Source organism: Pectobacterium colocasium, from assembly GCF_020181655.1.
In the GTDB taxonomy this organism is placed as follows: Bacteria; Pseudomonadota; Gammaproteobacteria; order Enterobacterales; family Enterobacteriaceae; genus Pectobacterium; species Pectobacterium colocasium.
Window position 1 is genome coordinate 905,026 of the sequence record NZ_CP084032.1, and the last position, 16,894, is coordinate 921,919.

The 16,894-nt window shown below is 47.3% G+C and carries 16 protein-coding genes and 1 other RNA gene; 6 read left to right on the plus strand and 11 right to left on the minus strand.

All coding sequences use genetic code 11. The features are described from left to right. Positions 1–9: 9 nt before the first annotated feature. Positions 10–801, minus strand: coding sequence for an SDR family NAD(P)-dependent oxidoreductase (locus LCF41_RS04055; protein ID WP_225086997.1), 792 nt, complete (start codon positions 799–801; stop codon positions 10–12). A 111-nt stretch (positions 802–912) separates the two neighbouring features. On the opposite strand from LCF41_RS04055, the gene LCF41_RS04060 reads away from it, so the two are divergent. Together LCF41_RS04060 and LCF41_RS04065 are read left to right on the plus strand one after the other, a co-directional pair. Further along, a complete protein-coding gene (locus tag LCF41_RS04060) occupies positions 913–1,959 on the plus strand; it encodes an aldo/keto reductase (protein ID WP_225086998.1) in 1,047 nt (348 codons plus the stop codon). A 66-nt stretch (positions 1,960–2,025) separates the two neighbouring features. Further along, a complete protein-coding gene (locus LCF41_RS04065) occupies positions 2,026–2,598 on the plus strand; it encodes a TetR/AcrR family transcriptional regulator (RefSeq protein ID WP_225086999.1) in 573 nt (190 codons plus the stop codon). Between the two features lie 376 nt (positions 2,599–2,974). Here the strand turns inward: LCF41_RS04065 and ssrA are convergent. Both ssrA and smpB read right to left on the minus strand, forming a co-directional pair. After that, positions 2,975–3,337, minus strand: a transfer-messenger RNA (tmRNA) gene (gene ssrA, locus LCF41_RS04070). A 50-nt stretch (positions 3,338–3,387) separates the two neighbouring features. After that, positions 3,388–3,870: an SsrA-binding protein SmpB gene (smpB, locus tag LCF41_RS04075; RefSeq protein WP_012773422.1), complete on the minus strand. Its 483-nt coding sequence runs from the start codon at positions 3,868–3,870 to the stop codon at positions 3,388–3,390. Between the two features lie 155 nt (positions 3,871–4,025). Between smpB and LCF41_RS04080 the strand changes: the two genes are divergently transcribed. Together LCF41_RS04080 and LCF41_RS04085 are read left to right on the plus strand one after the other, a co-directional pair. Further along, complete coding sequence (locus tag LCF41_RS04080; RefSeq protein ID WP_039485083.1) at positions 4,026–4,472, plus strand: type II toxin-antitoxin system RatA family toxin; 447 nt, start codon at positions 4,026–4,028, stop codon at positions 4,470–4,472. Then, on the plus strand, positions 4,462–4,740 hold the full coding sequence (locus tag LCF41_RS04085; RefSeq protein ID WP_431191560.1) for an RnfH family protein: 279 nt from the start codon (positions 4,462–4,464) through the stop codon (positions 4,738–4,740). The genes LCF41_RS04080 and LCF41_RS04085 overlap by 11 nt, the downstream gene beginning before the upstream one ends. 106 nt (positions 4,741–4,846) lie before the next feature. Here LCF41_RS04085 and LCF41_RS04090 read toward each other — a convergent pair whose 3' ends face one another. The 5 genes from LCF41_RS04090 to nadK all read right to left on the minus strand — a co-directional run bounded on the left by LCF41_RS04090 (position 4,847) and on the right by nadK (position 13,350). Continuing rightward, a complete protein-coding gene (locus LCF41_RS04090) occupies positions 4,847–7,309 on the minus strand; it encodes an amidohydrolase family protein (protein ID WP_225087001.1) in 2,463 nt (820 codons plus the stop codon). A gap of 9 nt (positions 7,310–7,318) precedes the next feature. Next, a complete protein-coding gene (locus LCF41_RS04095) occupies positions 7,319–10,027 on the minus strand; it encodes a P-loop NTPase family protein (RefSeq protein ID WP_225087002.1) in 2,709 nt (902 codons plus the stop codon). Positions 10,028–10,239: 212 nt separating this feature from the next. Continuing rightward, entirely contained in the window at positions 10,240–10,575 is a 336-nt protein-coding gene (gene bamE / locus LCF41_RS04100) for an outer membrane protein assembly factor BamE (protein WP_011092444.1), read from the minus strand. Positions 10,576–10,728: 153 nt separating this feature from the next. Further along, on the minus strand, positions 10,729–12,390 hold the full coding sequence (gene recN, locus LCF41_RS04105; protein WP_225087003.1) for a DNA repair protein RecN: 1,662 nt from the start codon (positions 12,388–12,390) through the stop codon (positions 10,729–10,731). Between the two features lie 81 nt (positions 12,391–12,471). Next, positions 12,472–13,350, minus strand: coding sequence for an NAD(+) kinase (nadK, locus tag LCF41_RS04110; protein WP_180743481.1), 879 nt, complete (start codon positions 13,348–13,350; stop codon positions 12,472–12,474). Between the two features lie 148 nt (positions 13,351–13,498). On the opposite strand from nadK, the gene grpE reads away from it, so the two are divergent. Together grpE and LCF41_RS04120 are read left to right on the plus strand one after the other, a co-directional pair. Continuing rightward, positions 13,499–14,086 carry a nucleotide exchange factor GrpE gene (gene grpE / locus LCF41_RS04115; RefSeq protein ID WP_225087004.1) on the plus strand — a complete coding sequence of 196 codons (588 nt, stop codon included), beginning with the start codon at positions 13,499–13,501 and terminating at the stop codon, positions 14,084–14,086. 258 nt (positions 14,087–14,344) lie between these two features. Then, on the plus strand, positions 14,345–15,583 hold the full coding sequence (locus LCF41_RS04120) for an Nramp family divalent metal transporter (protein ID WP_225087005.1): 1,239 nt from the start codon (positions 14,345–14,347) through the stop codon (positions 15,581–15,583). A gap of 36 nt (positions 15,584–15,619) precedes the next feature. Here LCF41_RS04120 and LCF41_RS04125 read toward each other — a convergent pair whose 3' ends face one another. The 3 genes from LCF41_RS04125 to LCF41_RS04135 are packed head-to-tail and all read right to left on the minus strand — an operon-like array spanning position 15,620 to position 16,889. After that, positions 15,620–15,910, minus strand: coding sequence for a hypothetical protein (locus tag LCF41_RS04125; protein ID WP_225087006.1), 291 nt, complete (start codon positions 15,908–15,910; stop codon positions 15,620–15,622). Next, positions 15,903–16,202 carry an immunity 53 family protein gene (locus LCF41_RS04130; RefSeq protein ID WP_225087007.1) on the minus strand — a complete coding sequence of 100 codons (300 nt, stop codon included), beginning with the start codon at positions 16,200–16,202 and terminating at the stop codon, positions 15,903–15,905. Before LCF41_RS04130 ends, LCF41_RS04125 begins: the two co-directional genes overlap by 8 nt. A 21-nt stretch (positions 16,203–16,223) precedes the next feature. Beyond that, positions 16,224–16,889 carry a hypothetical protein gene (locus tag LCF41_RS04135; RefSeq protein WP_225087008.1) on the minus strand — a complete coding sequence of 222 codons (666 nt, stop codon included), beginning with the start codon at positions 16,887–16,889 and terminating at the stop codon, positions 16,224–16,226. Positions 16,890–16,894 lie beyond the last annotated feature (5 nt).

Below are 16,894 nucleotides of genomic sequence, written 5' to 3' on the forward strand. Positions count from 1 at the left end.
AGCCAGCGTTTATTCATCACTTTTCTGGTAGCGCGGGGCAGGGTGCTCCTGATTGAACTCCGGAAGCATTGCCTGGCGGGTCTTCTCGTGCAGGCTCCACAGTTCTTCACTGTGCAGAGGGGGAATGGTGACGGGTTCGCGGCGATCATACCCTGCCAGAGCCGCGTCCACCATTTCACCTGCGTCCATCACGCCAGTGAGCGTATTCACATCAACGCCTGAGCGCTCCCAGATTTCAGTGCGTGTGGCAGCCGGAAGCACGGCCTGCACGTACACGCCCTGTGAGCTGAGTTCCAGGTTCAGCCCCTGAGACAGGTAAAGTACGAAGGACTTGGTGGCACCATATACTGACATGCCGAATTCTGGAGCCAGTCCGACGACGGAGCTCAGGTTGATGATACTTCCTCGGCCTTCGGCTGCAAATCCTATTGCTGCCGCGTGCGCCAGTGTCAGCACCGCATTGAGATTAACGGCAGTCATGCGGCTGATGTCGGCTGCGCTCTGGGTTATGAAGGTGCCGGAAAGACTCATACCCGCATTGTTGACCAGCACGCCGATATTTGTATCTTCCCGCAGTCGCCGGGCTACGGTTTCTACCGCTTCCGGAGCCGTCAGGTCTGCTGGCAGGACCTCTGCCTGAATGCCGTACTGTGCCCGCAGTTTTTCAGCCAATGTATGTAGTCGTGCGGCATCGCGAGCGACCAGCACCAGATTGTGCCCCCGGCGGGCAAAGCGGTCTGCGTAGACTGCGCCAATGCCCGTTGATGCCCCGGTTATCAGTACCGACGTGTTCTCAGCCATCTCGTTTTTTCCTCAGTTGCAGAATGGAATTTACATGCAGGGTCTTTTTAAATGATGAGTGACATGTATAATAAATGTCAATCATAATTTAATTGTGTAAGGGGATGGCTTATGCGTTATACCACTTTCGGCAGAAACACCGGGCTTCGTGTCTCAGAACTGGCGCTCGGAACGGGGAACTTTGGTACTGGCTGGGGTTACGGAGCGGAAAAAGCGGAGGCTCGAGCGGTATTCGACGTTTACGCTAATGCGGGCGGCAACTTTATTGATACGGCGGATACCTATCAGGCGGGGCAGTCCGAAGAACTGGTCGGGGAGTTCATTGCCGCAGAGCGTGATCATTTTGTGGTTGCCACCAAGTATACCTTGAGTGCGCATCCGGGGGCGGGCGCGGCGCTGACCGGCAATAGCCGGCGCAACATGATACTGTCGGTCGAAAACAGTTTGAGAAGGCTAAAGACGGACCGTATAGACCTGCTCTGGGCGCACTTTGATGACCAACTGACACCGTTGGAAGAAGTGGTGCGCGCTTTCGACGACCTTATCTGTTCCGGCAAAGTACTGTATGGCGGCCTGTCTAATTTTCCTGCCTGGAAAGTCTCTCGTGCGGATACTCTGGCGGAACTGAGGGGCTGGTCCCGCATTGCTGGCATTCAGGTGGAGTACAGCCTTGTGGAACGCAGCGCGGAGCGCGAGCTGTTGCCAATGGCGGAGGCGCTGGGCATGGCGGCCACGATATGGTCGCCGCTTGGTGGTGGCCTGCTTACCGGTAAATATCGCAACAGCCAGGAAGGACGGCTACAGGGATTCGGCGGTAGACTGGTACATACCGAGAAAGATCCGGCGCTGCTTGATGACGTTCTGAACATTGCCCGCGAGCTGAATGTGTTGCCGCTTCAGGTGGCAATTGCGTGGCTGCGTCACCGCGCAGAGCACAGCTCTACCGCTCTGATACCGATTCTTGGTTCGCGTACACCGAAGCAACTGACGGACACGCTCGCGGCGCTGAACGTCAGCCTGACTGATGAGCAGGTTAAGCGGCTTGAGAGTGTCAGCGCTATTGATTACGGTACGCCGCACAACCAGATCGCGGGAACCCTTTCCAGAGCGCAGGGAACTGGCGCAGAATATATCAGCATCCTGCCACCGCGGGCGTGAGAATAAGTAAATCGGTATTCACGGGCACTGAGGTGCCCGGATTGTTTCATTCAGATTGGGGGATTAATGGGGCGGGTATCTAAAGAGCAGATGGAACGCAATCGTGACAGCATTATTAAAATGTCGGCAGAGCTGTTTCGGGAACGCGGGCTGGACGGTGTCAGTGTCAATGACATCATGGCGGCTGTTGGCCTGACGCACGGCGGATTTTACGGCCATTTCAACTCCAAAGATGAACTTGAGGCTCTGGCCTGCCAGCGGGCGTTTGACGATGCGAGCGCCTCGTTTTCAGCAAGCGGCATAGCGACGTTTCATGAGCTCGTGGATTACTACCTGTCACCCAGCCACAGGGACAGTGCGGGCAATGGATGTGCAGTCACCGCTCTGGCGTCAGATGTGCTACGTAAGCCGCCGGAAAAGCCGGTACGCGAAACTTACAAAATGGGCGTCAGAAATATGGCGTCACGGCTTGCGGCTATTCAGGGGGCAGAACCTGATGATGCGCCTTCAGACCAACAGTTGGCACAGTTGGCTATGTTGACCGGTGCACTGATACTGGCCCGAGCAACTGAAGGGGATGAACTCTCTGAACAGTTCCTCAGTGCGGCAAGACGCTATCTGCACGAAACGGCGCTGTAATCTGAAAGGCGTGCGTGATGCCAGTAACGTCATTCATTCGTCGCTCCGCAGATCGCGTCGGCTGTTGTGAATATTCTACTGCTGAATTTTATGAGCAGCTCAGGCCGTCGCCATCATAAAGAGTGTAGTCCGCTGCCTGTGGACGGATTCGATCTCCTTAACGGATAAGGTTTGTTTGTCTTGCCAATGCTGTGTTTCCATCGTTTTAGGCACCTAAAAACAATAACGCTTTATGAAGTACCTAACAAAGTGCCTGAATGGTTTGGACTTCAAACTTCGCAGGACAAATTGAGGGCACAAAAAAGCCCGCAGGGCTTGTGCCGTGCGGGCTTTTCGTACTTCATCGGTCTTATCTGGTAATAACCGATGTCTAAATTGGTGGAGCTGGGGGGATTTGAACCCCCGTCCGGAACCACTCTACCGTCGGTACTACATGCTTAGTCTATCTTTGCATTCGCTTGCCAGCTGCGAATAGACACGCCACTAACAAACTAGCCTGATTAGATTTAGTGCTTCAACCCCAGGCAAGGCATCCACACGATCTCTTTTGGGTTTGACCTCTCTTGATCCCCGTCCTAAGAGCGGAGGCTAGGGAGAGAGGGCTCAGAGCAGGTTATTAAGCTGCTAAAGCGTAGTTTTCGTCGTTTGCGACTATTTTTTTGCGGCTTTTTACGAGGCCAACCGCCCCTCGGCATGCACCTTGGGCTTTGCAAATCCCGTCGAATCCAGAATCAGCCCCCAAGAAACTGTCACCAGTATATCAGAACTTACCGTTGCTAAGCCAGTGGCTTAGCGATTGGCATTCTTCATGATACGGGCTTTGTCTAACTTCCATTCACGTTCTTTAATGTCATCACGCTTGTCGTGATCTTTTTTACCTTTCGCCACGCCAATTTTGACTTTGCTCCAGGCATTTTTCCAATACATGGATAGTGCGACGACCGTGTAACCTTCTCGACTGACACGGCCAAACAGCGACTCCAACTCACGTTTGTTGAGAAGAAGTTTGCGTGTGCGTATGGGATCGCACACAACGTGTGATGAAGCCACATTTAGCGGCGTGATAGTGGCACCAAACAGGTAAGCTTCACCGTTCATGAAGGTGACGTAGCTGTCGCTGAGGTTTGCTTTGCCTGCACGCAGTGATTTGACTTCCCATCCTTGCAGCGCAAGGCCAGCCTCAAATTCTTCCTCGATGAAGTATTCGTGACGGGCGCGCTTGTTTTGCGCAATGGTGGCGGAACCGGGTTTGTATGCTTTTTTCTTTGTCATAGTGCCGTCATTATACTGGATGTCATTGGGAATGAAATCCCCGCCGTGCGTCCGTGTCGTGGTTAATGATATCGTGCGATAAGCTTCGCAGAATTTTTGCCTGTCGGGCTATCAGTGCTATTATTTTGCGCGTTTTATGAATCACGGAAAAGAGTATGCCAAAGATAAGTCGTTCCGCACTGGTGCCGTTCAGTGCTGAACAGATGTACAAGCTGGTGAATGATGTTGCTTCCTACCCCGCGTTTTTACCGGGCTGCACGGGGAGTCGCGTGCTCTCCTCTTCAGAAGGGGAGATGACCGCCGCAGTAGACGTTTCCAAAGCCGGTATCAGCAAGACATTTACCACACGTAATACGCTGACACACAACCAGAATATCAATATGCAACTGGTCGATGGCCCCTTCCGTCAGTTGGGTGGCGACTGGCATTTTACGCCGCTGAGCGCCGATGCCTGTAAAGTCGAGCTGCATCTGGAATTTGAATTCACCAATGCGTTGATTGAACTCGCTTTTGGCAAAGTATTCAAGGAGCTGGCGGGAAATATGGTGCAGGCTTTCACGCAGCGAGCAAAAGAGGTCTACAGTGTCCGCAATGCAGGTTGATGTGGTCTATGCGCTGCCGGAACGCCAGTATCTACGCACGGTGAAGCTGGAAGAGGGCAGCACGGTTGAGCAGGCGATTGTGGCATCGGGTCTGCTGGAACTGCGTCATGACATCGATTTACAGGTGAATAAAGTCGGTATCTACAGCCGTGCGGCGAAGCTGGCCGATGTGGTACAGGATGGTGACCGCGTGGAAATTTATCGTCCGCTGATTGCCGATCCGAAAGAGCTGCGCCGCCAGCGCGCCGAGCGTTCTAAGAGTAAGTGATGTACGGTATCGGCAAAGCGGTTAAAGACGCTATCGTCGGCTATTTATTATGAGACGATAGCGTGAGATACGCTGACACAGAGGGGAATTAAGTGATTAATCGCCTCTATTGTAGATAATCAAATCTATAGATACGGCCATTTTCATTGATGGTCGCTACATATGCTAATGCATCTTTATGACTGTAGTGATAATGATTCACTAGTGCCCAAAAAAGATGGTAAAACTCGTTTTTCATATCCGTCACAAAAATGCCTTGATCGTCTGAGCCTAATGCAATCTGCATTACGCTATCCCCTTCTATTTTACGTTCAGGAATTTGCATCCAACGGAAAACATGATGTTCATGTACTGACTCATAATGACTGATTCTGACATTACTGGTAGGTAATGTCTCTATCACGATGTGTTTTTCTTTCACCAAGCTTTGTACATATTGTTGAGCGTGTAATATCAGTGATTCAGGAGTAAAATGAGTATTACACTCCTGAAGTTGCTCATAACGTGAAATAACATTTTGATCAAACCACCGCATGGTTAGTAATCGTAGCGCGTCATCACCTGTACGCTGACTAAATTGGCGAACCTCATTAAACTCTTCACCAATCCAGCCTATCGGTTGGTCTGATTTATCTTGCAAATAATCTCGAACTTGCTCAGGAGATAACCCGCGACCATCAAAAAACTGTTGCAATATAGTTAAAGGAATATGCTGATTGAAAATCTTGTAAGCCTGTGTTGTGATAGCATCTTCCAATATTGGAATAGAAAATTTTGCGTCACCACCTTCAATTAATACCTTTCTGATAAAAAGTAAATTCTCTAACCATTCTCCACGACGAAGATAGATTTTATCAGGCATTTTCTCTATCCAAAGTGAAGGGAGAATGCCAATTGCGGTAGCATGACCTATTCGGTCACCATTGCAAAGATCAAGGAATGTTATTGCTTCATAGACATTCCTAATTCCGCTAATAAGGTGTTCAAAATCCTCCCCAGCATGATAAGTAAAGTTCTTTATGCCTTTACGTCTGGCCTTACGATAAAGTACAGAGAAAACTTCTGGTGGGCTTTCCAGCTCATTTGCTGCGGCATCGAATGCGGTCAGAATAGAGAGTAAGGCTGGATTATTATCGAAAAGAGCAAAAAGGATATCTGCTCGCTGCATAATATCTTCTCGTAAAACACTGAAATGTGTTTCTCCAGAATTATGATTCCAGGGTTTTTTAATAAAATGTGTTACAAGTCGTAATGTAGGGCGAGAAAATTTCAGACACTCTTGTGCGAGTTGATTGATATCTGTTGGCATAGCCAAGATACCATTTTTCTTCCCTCGTTGTTGGTAGTGCCAAAAACCGGATAGAATTTTTGTGAGCAAATTTACATTTTTAGCTTCCGTATCTTTCGGTGCAAAACGACCTTCAAGGGTCGTTAATATAGAATTTTGCGTAGGTTTTTTTCCATGTAATTGATAAAAACGTGCTTCATATTCTTTTTCAATAGGTTCGCGTGGTCCAAGTTCTGTGAATTTTTGAAATTGATCAAAACCATATTGATCGGTTCGCTGCACCAATAATTGTTGAAATAAATTCATACTGAGCAGGTAAAGCAAATAGCAGGCATCTTCCATCGCTGAGATTGAGGCATTAACTTTTAATTTATTCAATACGCGGATATGAAAATGCAATTCACAAATGCCATGTTCATATTGTTTGACAGAGAATTGCTCCTGTTCATAGGGAAAATAAGTGCTATCAATATCTTCGATATCTTGGGTGCGAAGTATGTTAGCAAAGTCTAGCCTCGTGAAACCGTTGTGTTGTGCATCAGATGGACGCTTATCAACCCACTGTAATAGCCATTCTCGGCAGTATCTGGCGATATATAGCATTCGTTTGACTTTTATCGCTGAATCTAATCTTGTGCTCACAGCATAAAAACGGCGAATGCGAGTTGAATCTTTTTTGCGGCTCTCTTCCATTTCATCAAGCAATGCATCAGGGGTTAACAGGCTGTGGTGCCACATCAGCTCGAAAAATGTGGTGCCATTGAGGTGCATATGTGCTTCATGTAATCCTTCTTTTTCTATGTAGTCTTCAACTAATGGGTGCCATGGCGAAATAATTGGCCGATGGCCTAATGTTTGTTCAAGAGTATCAAATAGGTCGAAATTTGAAGGACATTCGTTACGGCAGAGCATCTGCTCAGCCTGATAGGCAATGACGGGAAAGCCTGACTGATTAGAAATCCAGTTTTGCCACTCCATAAAGCGTTGGGGTTGCACTGTTAAACGCCTTAAATCGGGATCCAAGTGATGCCTCGCCACTTGGCCTAATAGCGCACGGCACCAGCCTTTTGCCTCACGTTGCCGCTCAATAAGATGACGCCAGTGTCGATCAAACATTGGATCGATATGTTGAAAATTTCGCTGATGCCAACTGTTGTACGTGGCAGCTTCTATTGCATCTTCCTCCAGATGCTGACGTTCTCCAGAGAGTAACTGAGGAAGTTGTGTGAGCAACAGTTCATATAAGCGAGGCTCTGACAATAGGTATTGATTGATAAACATAAGTTGTCCTTACTCGCTCTCACTCGCTTTACCGGTACTGTGAGCACTCTTGGTACTATTTCTAAAACATCCAGAGATAATGAGTTTAGATATAAATAGATAGCCTTCTTTTTCTTGAATGGAAGATTTAATAAATTTAACCATTTCATTTTCTTCATTACTTAATTTGTCATTACTCTCATTAAGGTATAAATTTTTAAATGGACTGCTTGTTTTGCTTTTATTTGAGTCGGTTTTTTCACTAAGAATCATAGGGATGATAAATGGGAGAAGTAATGGACAACCTAAAAATGCATGGCTAATCGGTAATATTGATGAGAATTTAATTTCCTTGTTGCTTTCTATGAAATTCCCTAGTTTAGTTAGGTTTGCAATAAGTTCATCATAAGTCGTTGAAACGTTTTTCGCGGAAATAAAAATGTCAACGATATCTTGTGGGACATTTTTGCTGTATCTTACCTCTTCGATAACAATTGCATTGATTACTCCCCAAATAAAGCGAGAAAATGCGGTTTCGAGTAATACATCCCCACTTTTATTTCCGTAACTTACTTTTTCTGTGGATTTTTCTGATATGGATATCAGAGAGTATTGTATTCTTTCCCATATTTTACCTATCAGTAAAGGAGAGCAGGAGATTGATTTTTCATTTGTATTTTCTATCCAGTTATTTATATTTTCGTTAAGTGATTTTATGTTTTCATTTTCCGATGTGACATCTTCATCGATTTCATTTGATTCATTATTATACAGGCTCTCGTCATAACTTATAGATTTTTTTAAAAAATCCGGTGAGCTATAAGTATTTAGTCGGATGAAGCGTCGAATGTCAACGTCTCCATCTTCTTCTAACAATTGAGCAATGACAGAGAAAAGCGAAAGTGCTGAAATATAATCTCTTTTTTCAGCGCCTACTTGAATGCTGTGTGATGAAATTAATATGGTTGTTGCGGCAACGTAATCAATGTATTTATATTCATAGCTGCCATCTGTCTTCTTGTTTATTTTACTTGAAAGTTGCTCTAATGACCCAATGACATCCGTATGTTTCCATTTTGTTATTTCTTGGAAATTTTTTTCGTCGAAATATTTTTCGTTTAGTTTTCTTCTGTTTATTCTTATAACTCCGCTTTGTATTTTTTTATTTCCTTTGTTCTCATCGTAAATAACAGCATTAAGATGTGCCGCTATAGTAATTATGTTCTCATTTCTTGTTATGCCAATATAATTTTTATACCTTTCATTAAGATTGTCTTTATCACTCTCGTTGCTATTCTCCACGTAATGAATATAGGTATTGGCACTAGCGGCACAGGCAAGCATAAATTTTAATGCATTTGACAACGTGTTGTTTTCAAATTTCTTGCTAAGAAGAGCAGCCATATAGAATTTTGCAGCATTGTAAGCATCATCGCTATTGTCTGGTCGTAAATAAAATCCAGTCTCCAATTCGCCATAACGATAGCATAAATCAAACACTGTATTGGCTATTTGGTTAATTTCAGGTTCGTTATCTTCTAATAATGTATTGTCTACATTCTGATAAATTAATTCATTTATGAAAATATATTTTAATGCTGAAGTAAGATGCTCGGGGAGGTAGCTAATGCCATCGTTTGTTTTATCATCAGTGATTTGCTTTAGTAATTGAACTATGCTTCTTATCGGCTGGGAAAGTAAAAAGTTGATGTTTGTGTTGATGTGTTGAGGTTTTAAGTTTAATGTTTTTGTTAATATATCGTCAAGTAAGGTAGTTATGCGTTTTTTTTGTTCTCTACTGCTTTCTATATTTACTTCTATTTGATTGTTTATTTTTTTTAGGTTTTTTAGCTCTATTCTTTGGTAGGTCGGGAAAATTTTAGTCAAATATTGTTGAGTTAGATGGCCGACTAATCGTTCTGTTTCGGTGTCTTTTTCTTTGCTTTTATTAACATCAGCGAGTTCAATGGTTTTTTTGTTCTTTATGATGTAGTTATATAGTGTTACATCACCAGAGATAATCACAACGATTCTTGGGTGCGATAAATATCGGCGAATGTTCTCCAATATTTCGTAAGCTTTTTCGGTATTAGTATCAACATCATCAATCGCAATAATAAACAATTTTTTGTTTAATGTTGTCGCTATTTTATCAATGAACTGATGAAACCGCTCTTCAAGGCACTGTCCGCTTTTCGAGTTTTTTAATGCCTGGCTAAGAAACCAGGCATCATCATGCTTGCTATGGTTGTTTTTTTGTTCACCCAGTAACCGCAAACCTTCAGCCATCTTTTCAAGATATTTGTTGAGTTCATGATATTGTTCTTGATCTGAACAGTATTTCAATGATTCATCATAGAGTTGCTTGAATTTCACGACTATATCTACAATGATATTTTGATGCGTTTCAATTAATGTCGGATCAATAAAGGCTAATGGGCATATGCCATTTTCATATTTTGAATAAAAATCTAACACGGCGTTGAGGAATGTCGTTTTACCTGTGCCACGTTGCCCGCTAACAAATATAGTGTTGTTATGGCGCTGTAATTTATTAATCTGCTTGTTTCTTTCTTTGCAATAATATTTAGCTCCACTGTCTATGTTTTTTTCTACATTTTCAATGAAACCGTTCAGCAAGGTATCTAACTTTTTCTTGGCTGCCTGTTGTAACATGGTGTTTTCTGAATATTCACTGATATCATTAATATTATCTAGATTAATAATTACTTTGCTCATAATCTTCCTTTGTGGTTATTAATGGTGACTGAATTATGGTAAGCAGCATCGATAAATTGAATGTGCGATGCGAGGGAAACTTATTATGAATAATATATTAGGGAAGAAATGAGGAAGAGGAAAGGAGAACACAGATTTATTTTATAAGAGAAACAGGAGTACGGAAATAATTTCCATACTCCTGTGCAGGCAACCTGAAAAATTGGTGGATATTAATCCAGCGCAGGTTTGTTGTTGATGTTGGTTAACACACCACTGCCGCTGAAGGTCAGCGTCAGCGTCTGCTGTTTTACCGATTCATGACCAGGCTGTTGGCGGAAAACGTAAAACCACGTATCGCTGCCAAACGGATCCTGCATCATAGGCGTACCCAGCGTATAAGCGACCTGTTGTTTGGTCATGCCGGTGTGAATTTTTGCAACGTCAGCCGGTGCCAGATAGTTTCCCTGATTGATGTCCGGCCGATAGACCACCTTTTCCAGTGTGGAACAACCGGCGGTCAGCATAACAACCACCGCGGCGACGACAGTCAGCGTTTTACAGCGCATAGTGATTACATTCCTTAAGGGCATAGGTTGCCGATGATAATAGACCTTGCAGGACTTGGAAACCTGCAAGGCGATTGTATGACCTCAGGAAGGTAAAAAAGTTGAGCTTTTTTACCTGCGATGCACCTTTCTTGACCTTATCGGCAGTAGATTTTAGGCCGCAAGCAGTTCTTTGGCATTCGCCAGCGTGTTTTTGGTCACGGCGCTGCCGCCCAAGAGGCGTGCCAGTTCTTGTAGCCGAGCGCGCTTATCTAACGGCTGCATCAGCGTTTCCGTTTCTGCGCCGTCCGTTTGTTTACTCACGAAGAAGTGCTGATGACCGCAGCCCGCGACCTGCGGCAGGTGCGTCACGCACATCACCTGCGTGGATTCGCCGAGCTGGCGCAGCATTCTACCGACGATGGCGGCGGTTGGCCCGCTAATACCCACATCGACTTCATCGAAGATCATCGCCGGAGTGTCCATTTTCTGCGCGGTGATCACCTGAATAATCAGCGCGATACGCGACAGTTCGCCGCCCGATGCCACTTTTGCCAGCGTTTGGTGTGGCTGGCCGGGGTTAGTGGTCACCCGAAATTCGATACTGTCGGCACCGGTGGCCGTCAGGCTGTCCGGTGTAAATTTCACATCAATGGTGAAGTGGCCGTGTGGCATCGCCAGTTCACGCATATTGGTGGTGATGAGCTGAGCCAGTTCGCTGGCGTGGTGCTGACGGCGCACGTGCAGCTGTTCTGCAAGGTGCAACGCCTGTTGATGATATTCGCCGACGGAGGCGCTGAGCGCGTCGTGGTCACTTTCCTGCTGTTCCAACTGCTGTTGCTCTTCCAGTAGTTGCTGATGGAACGCAGGCAGAGTCTCTGGCGCAACATGGTGTTTACGTGCCAGCGCGAGCTGACGTGACAGACGTTGTTCCAGCTCATACAGCCGAATCGGGTCGAGATCCATTTGTTCGCTGTAGTGGCGCAGTTCATCGCTGGCTTCGCTGAGCTGAATGCCCGCTTCTTCGAGCATGGACAGCACGCCAGACAGCTTGTCATCCATGCTGATGAGTTCGCCAAGCTGGTGTTTTACACTGTGCAGCATGCTGATGATGTTCTGCTCTTCGTCTTCGCTCAGCAATTGCATGGCCTGTTGGCTCATCGTCAGTAGCTGGCCGCTATTTGCCAGACGCTTGTATTCAACGTCAATCTGTTCGTATTCACCGGGCTGCGGAGCGAACTCATTCAGCTCTTTTAATTGATATTGCAGCAGTTCCCGGCGAGCCTCACGCTCAATCGCCGCCTGTTGCAACTGCGCCAGCGCACGGCAGCTTTGGTGCCACTGATGCCAAACCTGCTGCATAGCCACCAATAGCTTCGGTTCATCGGCATACGCATCCAGCAGGTGTTTTTGGTGGTCGGGGCGCAGCAGTAGTTGATGGGCATGCTGGCCGTGTACCTGAATCAGGTGCTGGCCGAGTTCACGCAGTTGAGACAGCGGCACGGCGGTGCCGTTAATAAAGCCACGCGAGCGACCATCGGCGCTAATGACGCGGCGTAGCAGGCACTCGTTGCTGTCATCCAACTGGTTTTCTTCCAGCCATTGGCGTGCCGTTGGGGTATCCGCCAGCGCAAAACGGGCGCAAATGTCGGCGCGGGCAGCGCCCGGCCTGACCATGCTGGCGTCAGAACGATTTCCCAGACATAAACCGAGGGCATCAATCGCAATAGATTTCCCCGCACCGGTTTCCCCGGTGATAACGCTCATTCCTGACTGAAAATCGATTTCTAATTCGCGCACGATGGCGAAGTGACTGATAGTGAGTTGCGCCAGCATGATAAACCCCTGTATGTAATCACATGTGATTACATACAGTATAAACTGGTTTTATATACAGTAAAGTAGCTGGATAGAATTTTAGAATAATTTTTTTGACCAGCCGAGTTTTGAGCTTAGTGTATTGAAATAACTGTAATTTTTTGGGTGGATCAGATTTAGGTGGTGCTCGCTGCGGCGAATCAGTACTTCTTCGCCTTCCTGTACCGGTAACGCAATCTGGCTGTCGCAGCTGATTTCCAGATCGTTGGTAATGCAGGAAAATTTCAGCCGAATCGTGCTGCTGCTATTGATGACCAGCGGACGGGCAGACAGCGTATGCGGGAACATAGGCACCAGAGCAATGGCATCCAGCGACGGCGTCAGGATTGGGCCACCAGCGGAAAGGGAATAGGCGGTTGAGCCCGTGGGCGTGGCGATAATCAGACCGTCTGAACGTTGGGAGAAGGCGAATTTGTCGTCAATATAGACTTCAAATTCAATCATATGGGCGACTTTTCCCGGATGAAGCACCACTTCGTTAATGGCGGTACTGATGCTGTCGGGCTGGTTGGCGCGGCAAACGTGCGCTTCCAGCATGAAGCGTTGCTCGCTCAGATAATGGCCGTCGAGAACGTCAGAAAGCTGTTGCTGCGCATGGTCAGGATCGAGATCGGTTAGAAATCCGAGGTTACCCCGGTTCACACCGATCACCTTGATGTCATAGCGCGACAGCACGCGCGCCGCGCCGAGCATATTGCCGTCACCGCCGACGACAACCGCCAGATCCGCCTGCTGGCCGATGTCGGCAAGGCTACCCGTCGGCACGTCTTTCAGGTTCAGTTCACGAGCGATCTGCTGCTCGATCAGAACGGAGTAACCTTTTTCGGTGAGCCAGTGGTAAAGCATCTCATGCGTTGCCAACGCCGTTGGGTGGCGCGGATGGCCGACAATGCCAATACAATTAAACGGCCTGTTCATTGTAAGCGGTGTGTTCATTGCTGTTTTGTCCTCAGCGTGGTGTATCGGCAGCGGCAGGAACCAATATATGACAGGTTCCCTTGAATCCCCGATTTTGATCCCCATAATAAGCAACTAGCGAGATTAATGCTAAACCGCGGAGAATTTCATGAGTAGTAAAGAACAGAAAACGCCTGACGAGCAAGTGCTGGATCAAAAGGAAGCAGCAAAAGGGCAGCAAGCGGATGCCGCGCCAGAGACGGCAGACGTAGCTGACCCACGTGATGCGCGCATCGCCGAGCTGGAAGCCCAGTTGAGCGAACTGCAACAGCGTGAACGTGACAATATGCTTCGCGTCCGTGCTGAAGCCGATAATGTTCGCCGCCGTGCGGAAATGGATGTTGAGAAAGCGCATAAATTTGCGGTAGAAAAATTTGCCAGCGAAATGCTGCCAGTTATCGATAACTTGGAACGCGCGCTGGATACGGCGGACAAAGCCAATGAATCACTGGCTGCGATGATTGAAGGGGTTGAACTGACGCTGAAATCATTGCTGGATGCAGTCCGCAAATTTGGTATTGAGGTTGTCGGTGAAGTAAACGTACCGTTTAACCCAGAAGTGCATCAGGCAATGACGATGTTACCTTCGGCCGATCACCAGCCGAACCATGTCATGATGGTCATGCAAAAAGGCTATACGCTGAACGGTCGTTTGCTGCGTCCGGCGATGGTTGCGGTATCAAAAGCACAAGACTGATACCGTCTGCTTTTGCGCAGTATCTGCTTTTTACGCACTGTATTTATAACGTACTGTCGTACCAAACCCCGTGCCACGCATGGGGTTTTTTGTTTATATTTTGTTAAGATTTGTTTGATAAAAAAGATGTTTTTTAGGTTTTGAATGACTCATCATCTTTAACTATCAAAAGAATTGGTATCACCTCTATAAATGCACTTGATAATCATTATCGTTTCTGTGAGAGTAGTAAAACATCAGTGTTAGAAGGGTCATACTATGCCGGGTAGCCGTGTTATTGAGTCAACAAGCCGTACATCAAGGAAGATCAAACTCTCTTTGATGGGCCCGGCGTTTATCGCGGCGATTGGTTATATCGATCCCGGTAACTTCGCCACGAATATCCAGTCTGGCGCAGCCTATGGCTATACGCTGCTGTGGGTGGTGGTGTGGGCGAACCTGATGGCGATGCTGATCCAATTGCTGTCCGCCAAATTGGGGATCGCAACGGGTAAGAATCTGGCGGAACATATCCGCGATCGCTTTCCGCGTCCCGCCGTTTGGGCGTATTGGGTGCAGGCCGAAATTATTGCGATGGCGACCGATCTGGCCGAATTTATCGGTGCGGCGATTGGTTTCAAACTGCTCTTGGGCGTGTCGTTGCTGGAAGGCGCGATTCTCACGGCTATTGCAACTTTCCTGATTTTAATGCTGCAACAGCGTGGTCAGAAGCCGTTGGAGATGGTCATCGGCGGCCTGCTGCTGTTTGTGGCGGCGGCGTATATTGTCGAATTGGTCTTCTCTCAGCCTGAGCTGTCCGCATTAGCCAAAGGCATGGCGATCCCTAGTCTGCCGACCTCCGATGCCGTGCTGCTGGCGGCGGGCGTTCTGGGGGCGACCATTATGCCGCATGTGATTTATCTTCACTCTTCCTTAACGCAGCACGAAGGCAGCCATACTCGTGCCGAGCGCTATTCTGCAACGAAAGTCGATGTCGCGATTGCGATGACGATCGCCGGGTTCGTCAATTTGGCGATGATGGCAACGGCGGCGGCAGCGTTCCATTTCAGTGGCAATCAGGATATTGCCGATCTCGATAAAGCCTACCTCACGCTGGAGCCGCTGTTGGGTAAAGCTGCCGCGATAATTTTTGGTCTGAGTTTGGTGGCTGCTGGTCTGTCCTCTACGGTTGTCGGTACGCTGGCGGGGCAGGTGGTGATGCAGGGATTTGTGCGTTTCCACATTCCGCTTTGGGTACGCCGCACCGTAACGATGCTGCCGTCGTTTATCGTGATCCTGTCCGGTATGGATCCGACGCGTGTGCTGGTGTTGAGCCAGGTGGTGCTGAGCTTTGGGATTGCGCTGGCGCTGGTTCCGCTGCTGTCCTTCACCGGCAACCGTGAACTGATGGGAACGATGGTCAACGGTAAATGGGTACAGCGCATCGGGCAACTCATTGTCGTGCTCGTGGTTTCTCTGAATATGTATCTGTTGGTTGATACGATGTTGGGGATATAGATCGGGTGCATTCCTCTCAACCGGAATTGCGCTACATTATCGATCCAGCATGACTTTACCAACGTAGTGTGGCCCTTCCCATAGCGTCCATTCACCAATGCGAGAGAGTATTTCAAGCTGTTCCAGAGACGCGATAACGGTAACTTTGGCTGAGATCGTTTCTCCCGGGGCGACTTCACCGTCAAAATGGAATTGCCCCATAAAGTATGCTCCGCTGACCGGATCTTTATGGTTAGGTCGATAGCCAGAGCGGCAGGGAGTACGTCTCGCTGATTCAGCACTTAAACATAGTTGTACCTGAAACACGGCGGTTTCATGTTCATTCATCACGACACCAGTTCAGAAAGATCGTTAACAGCTCAGCCAGATTGCTGACGGCACAGAAACCAATAAATTGCAGCTTTTCCGTTTTACAGAATATCCAGTCGCTGTCTTCTTCTGGATGTACGCCGCGACTTAGGGCTGTAAAAGGCTTATTAGCAAGTGAGGTTTCAGCCAGATCGATTGTTACTCTCCAGCCCGGGTTATCCAGTGTATCAATGCTAATGCCAAATGTGTGCTCCCACCGCCCGTTACACTGTGCCTGATACCACCGTTGAATCTCCTGTAACTCGTTCATTAATCATTGTCTCATGAGTATTCAATATGGGGTTTCTTCATGGTTTGCTGGCTTTTCAGTATCGGGAGAAATTTCCTGTAATTCCAATCGGTTGCAGATGACAAATCCAGAATCAAACAGCAATGCTTTAACGTCACTTTTCATTTCAACGGATGGAACGAAGCGGGTTTTAAGTACGCTGGATAACGCTTCTTGATAAGCATCCAGTAAGGGTTTAGGCCCCTGTGCGAGTAATCCATTGCCATTATTGCCGAATGTCGGCTCGTCCTGATGCCGATAAGCGTTGATATAGCGGCTCATCGGGCGCCAGTCGTTGAAAATACGTGTGTGAACACTCCAGACTCGCCCAAGTAGTTCGTAGCTTGATGCTGTTGCTGTGGTGGAATAGTACAAGCCACCTCTCGGCGCGTTGTAGTCCCACAATAGTGGATGCTGATCGGTAAAGGTCAGCTCGCCTGAACTAGCAGGTTGAATGTCATGTTCGACAACGCCATAACAGCAAATAGTGAAATGGCGCAGATAAGATTCATGCGGCTCACAGTATACGGAGCAATTGTGTTGCTCGTCATAACGCCAGTTATCGCAGCAAAAATGAATCGTTAGCGTGTTTGCGTTGGTGTACTGCACGCTGGAAATATAGCCGTTTAAATCGTCGTATAGCACATCGGCTAGCTGTTCAATATCCATATTTT

What these genes read in the sequence shown, in the direction of transcription:
- LCF41_RS04060 (WP_225086998.1), top strand. Translation starts at nt 913, where the DNA reads ATGCGTTATACCACTTTCGGCAGAAACACCGGGCTTCGTGTCTCAGAA.
- LCF41_RS04085 (WP_431191560.1), top strand. Translation starts at nt 4,462, where the DNA reads ATGCAGGTTGATGTGGTCTATGCGCTGCCGGAACGCCAGTATCTACGC.
- LCF41_RS04120 (WP_225087005.1), top strand. Translation starts at nt 14,345, where the DNA reads ATGCCGGGTAGCCGTGTTATTGAGTCAACAAGCCGTACATCAAGGAAG.
- LCF41_RS04065 (WP_225086999.1), top strand. Translation starts at nt 2,026, where the DNA reads ATGGGGCGGGTATCTAAAGAGCAGATGGAACGCAATCGTGACAGCATT.
- LCF41_RS04125 (WP_225087006.1), bottom strand. Translation starts at nt 15,910, where the DNA reads ATGAATGAACATGAAACCGCCGTGTTTCAGGTACAACTATGTTTAAGT.
- LCF41_RS04130 (WP_225087007.1), bottom strand. Translation starts at nt 16,202, where the DNA reads ATGAACGAGTTACAGGAGATTCAACGGTGGTATCAGGCACAGTGTAAC.
- LCF41_RS04055 (WP_225086997.1), bottom strand. Translation starts at nt 801, where the DNA reads ATGGCTGAGAACACGTCGGTACTGATAACCGGGGCATCAACGGGCATT.
- LCF41_RS04080 (WP_039485083.1), top strand. Translation starts at nt 4,026, where the DNA reads ATGCCAAAGATAAGTCGTTCCGCACTGGTGCCGTTCAGTGCTGAACAG.
- nadK (WP_180743481.1), bottom strand. Translation starts at nt 13,350, where the DNA reads ATGAACAGGCCGTTTAATTGTATTGGCATTGTCGGCCATCCGCGCCAC.
- smpB (WP_012773422.1), bottom strand. Translation starts at nt 3,870, where the DNA reads ATGACAAAGAAAAAAGCATACAAACCCGGTTCCGCCACCATTGCGCAA.
- LCF41_RS04090 (WP_225087001.1), bottom strand. Translation starts at nt 7,309, where the DNA reads ATGTTTATCAATCAATACCTATTGTCAGAGCCTCGCTTATATGAACTG.
- LCF41_RS04095 (WP_225087002.1), bottom strand. Translation starts at nt 10,027, where the DNA reads ATGAGCAAAGTAATTATTAATCTAGATAATATTAATGATATCAGTGAA.
- bamE (WP_011092444.1), bottom strand. Translation starts at nt 10,575, where the DNA reads ATGCGCTGTAAAACGCTGACTGTCGTCGCCGCGGTGGTTGTTATGCTG.
- recN (WP_225087003.1), bottom strand. Translation starts at nt 12,390, where the DNA reads ATGCTGGCGCAACTCACTATCAGTCACTTCGCCATCGTGCGCGAATTA.
- grpE (WP_225087004.1), top strand. Translation starts at nt 13,499, where the DNA reads ATGAGTAGTAAAGAACAGAAAACGCCTGACGAGCAAGTGCTGGATCAA.
- LCF41_RS04135 (WP_225087008.1), bottom strand. Translation starts at nt 16,889, where the DNA reads ATGGATATTGAACAGCTAGCCGATGTGCTATACGACGATTTAAACGGC.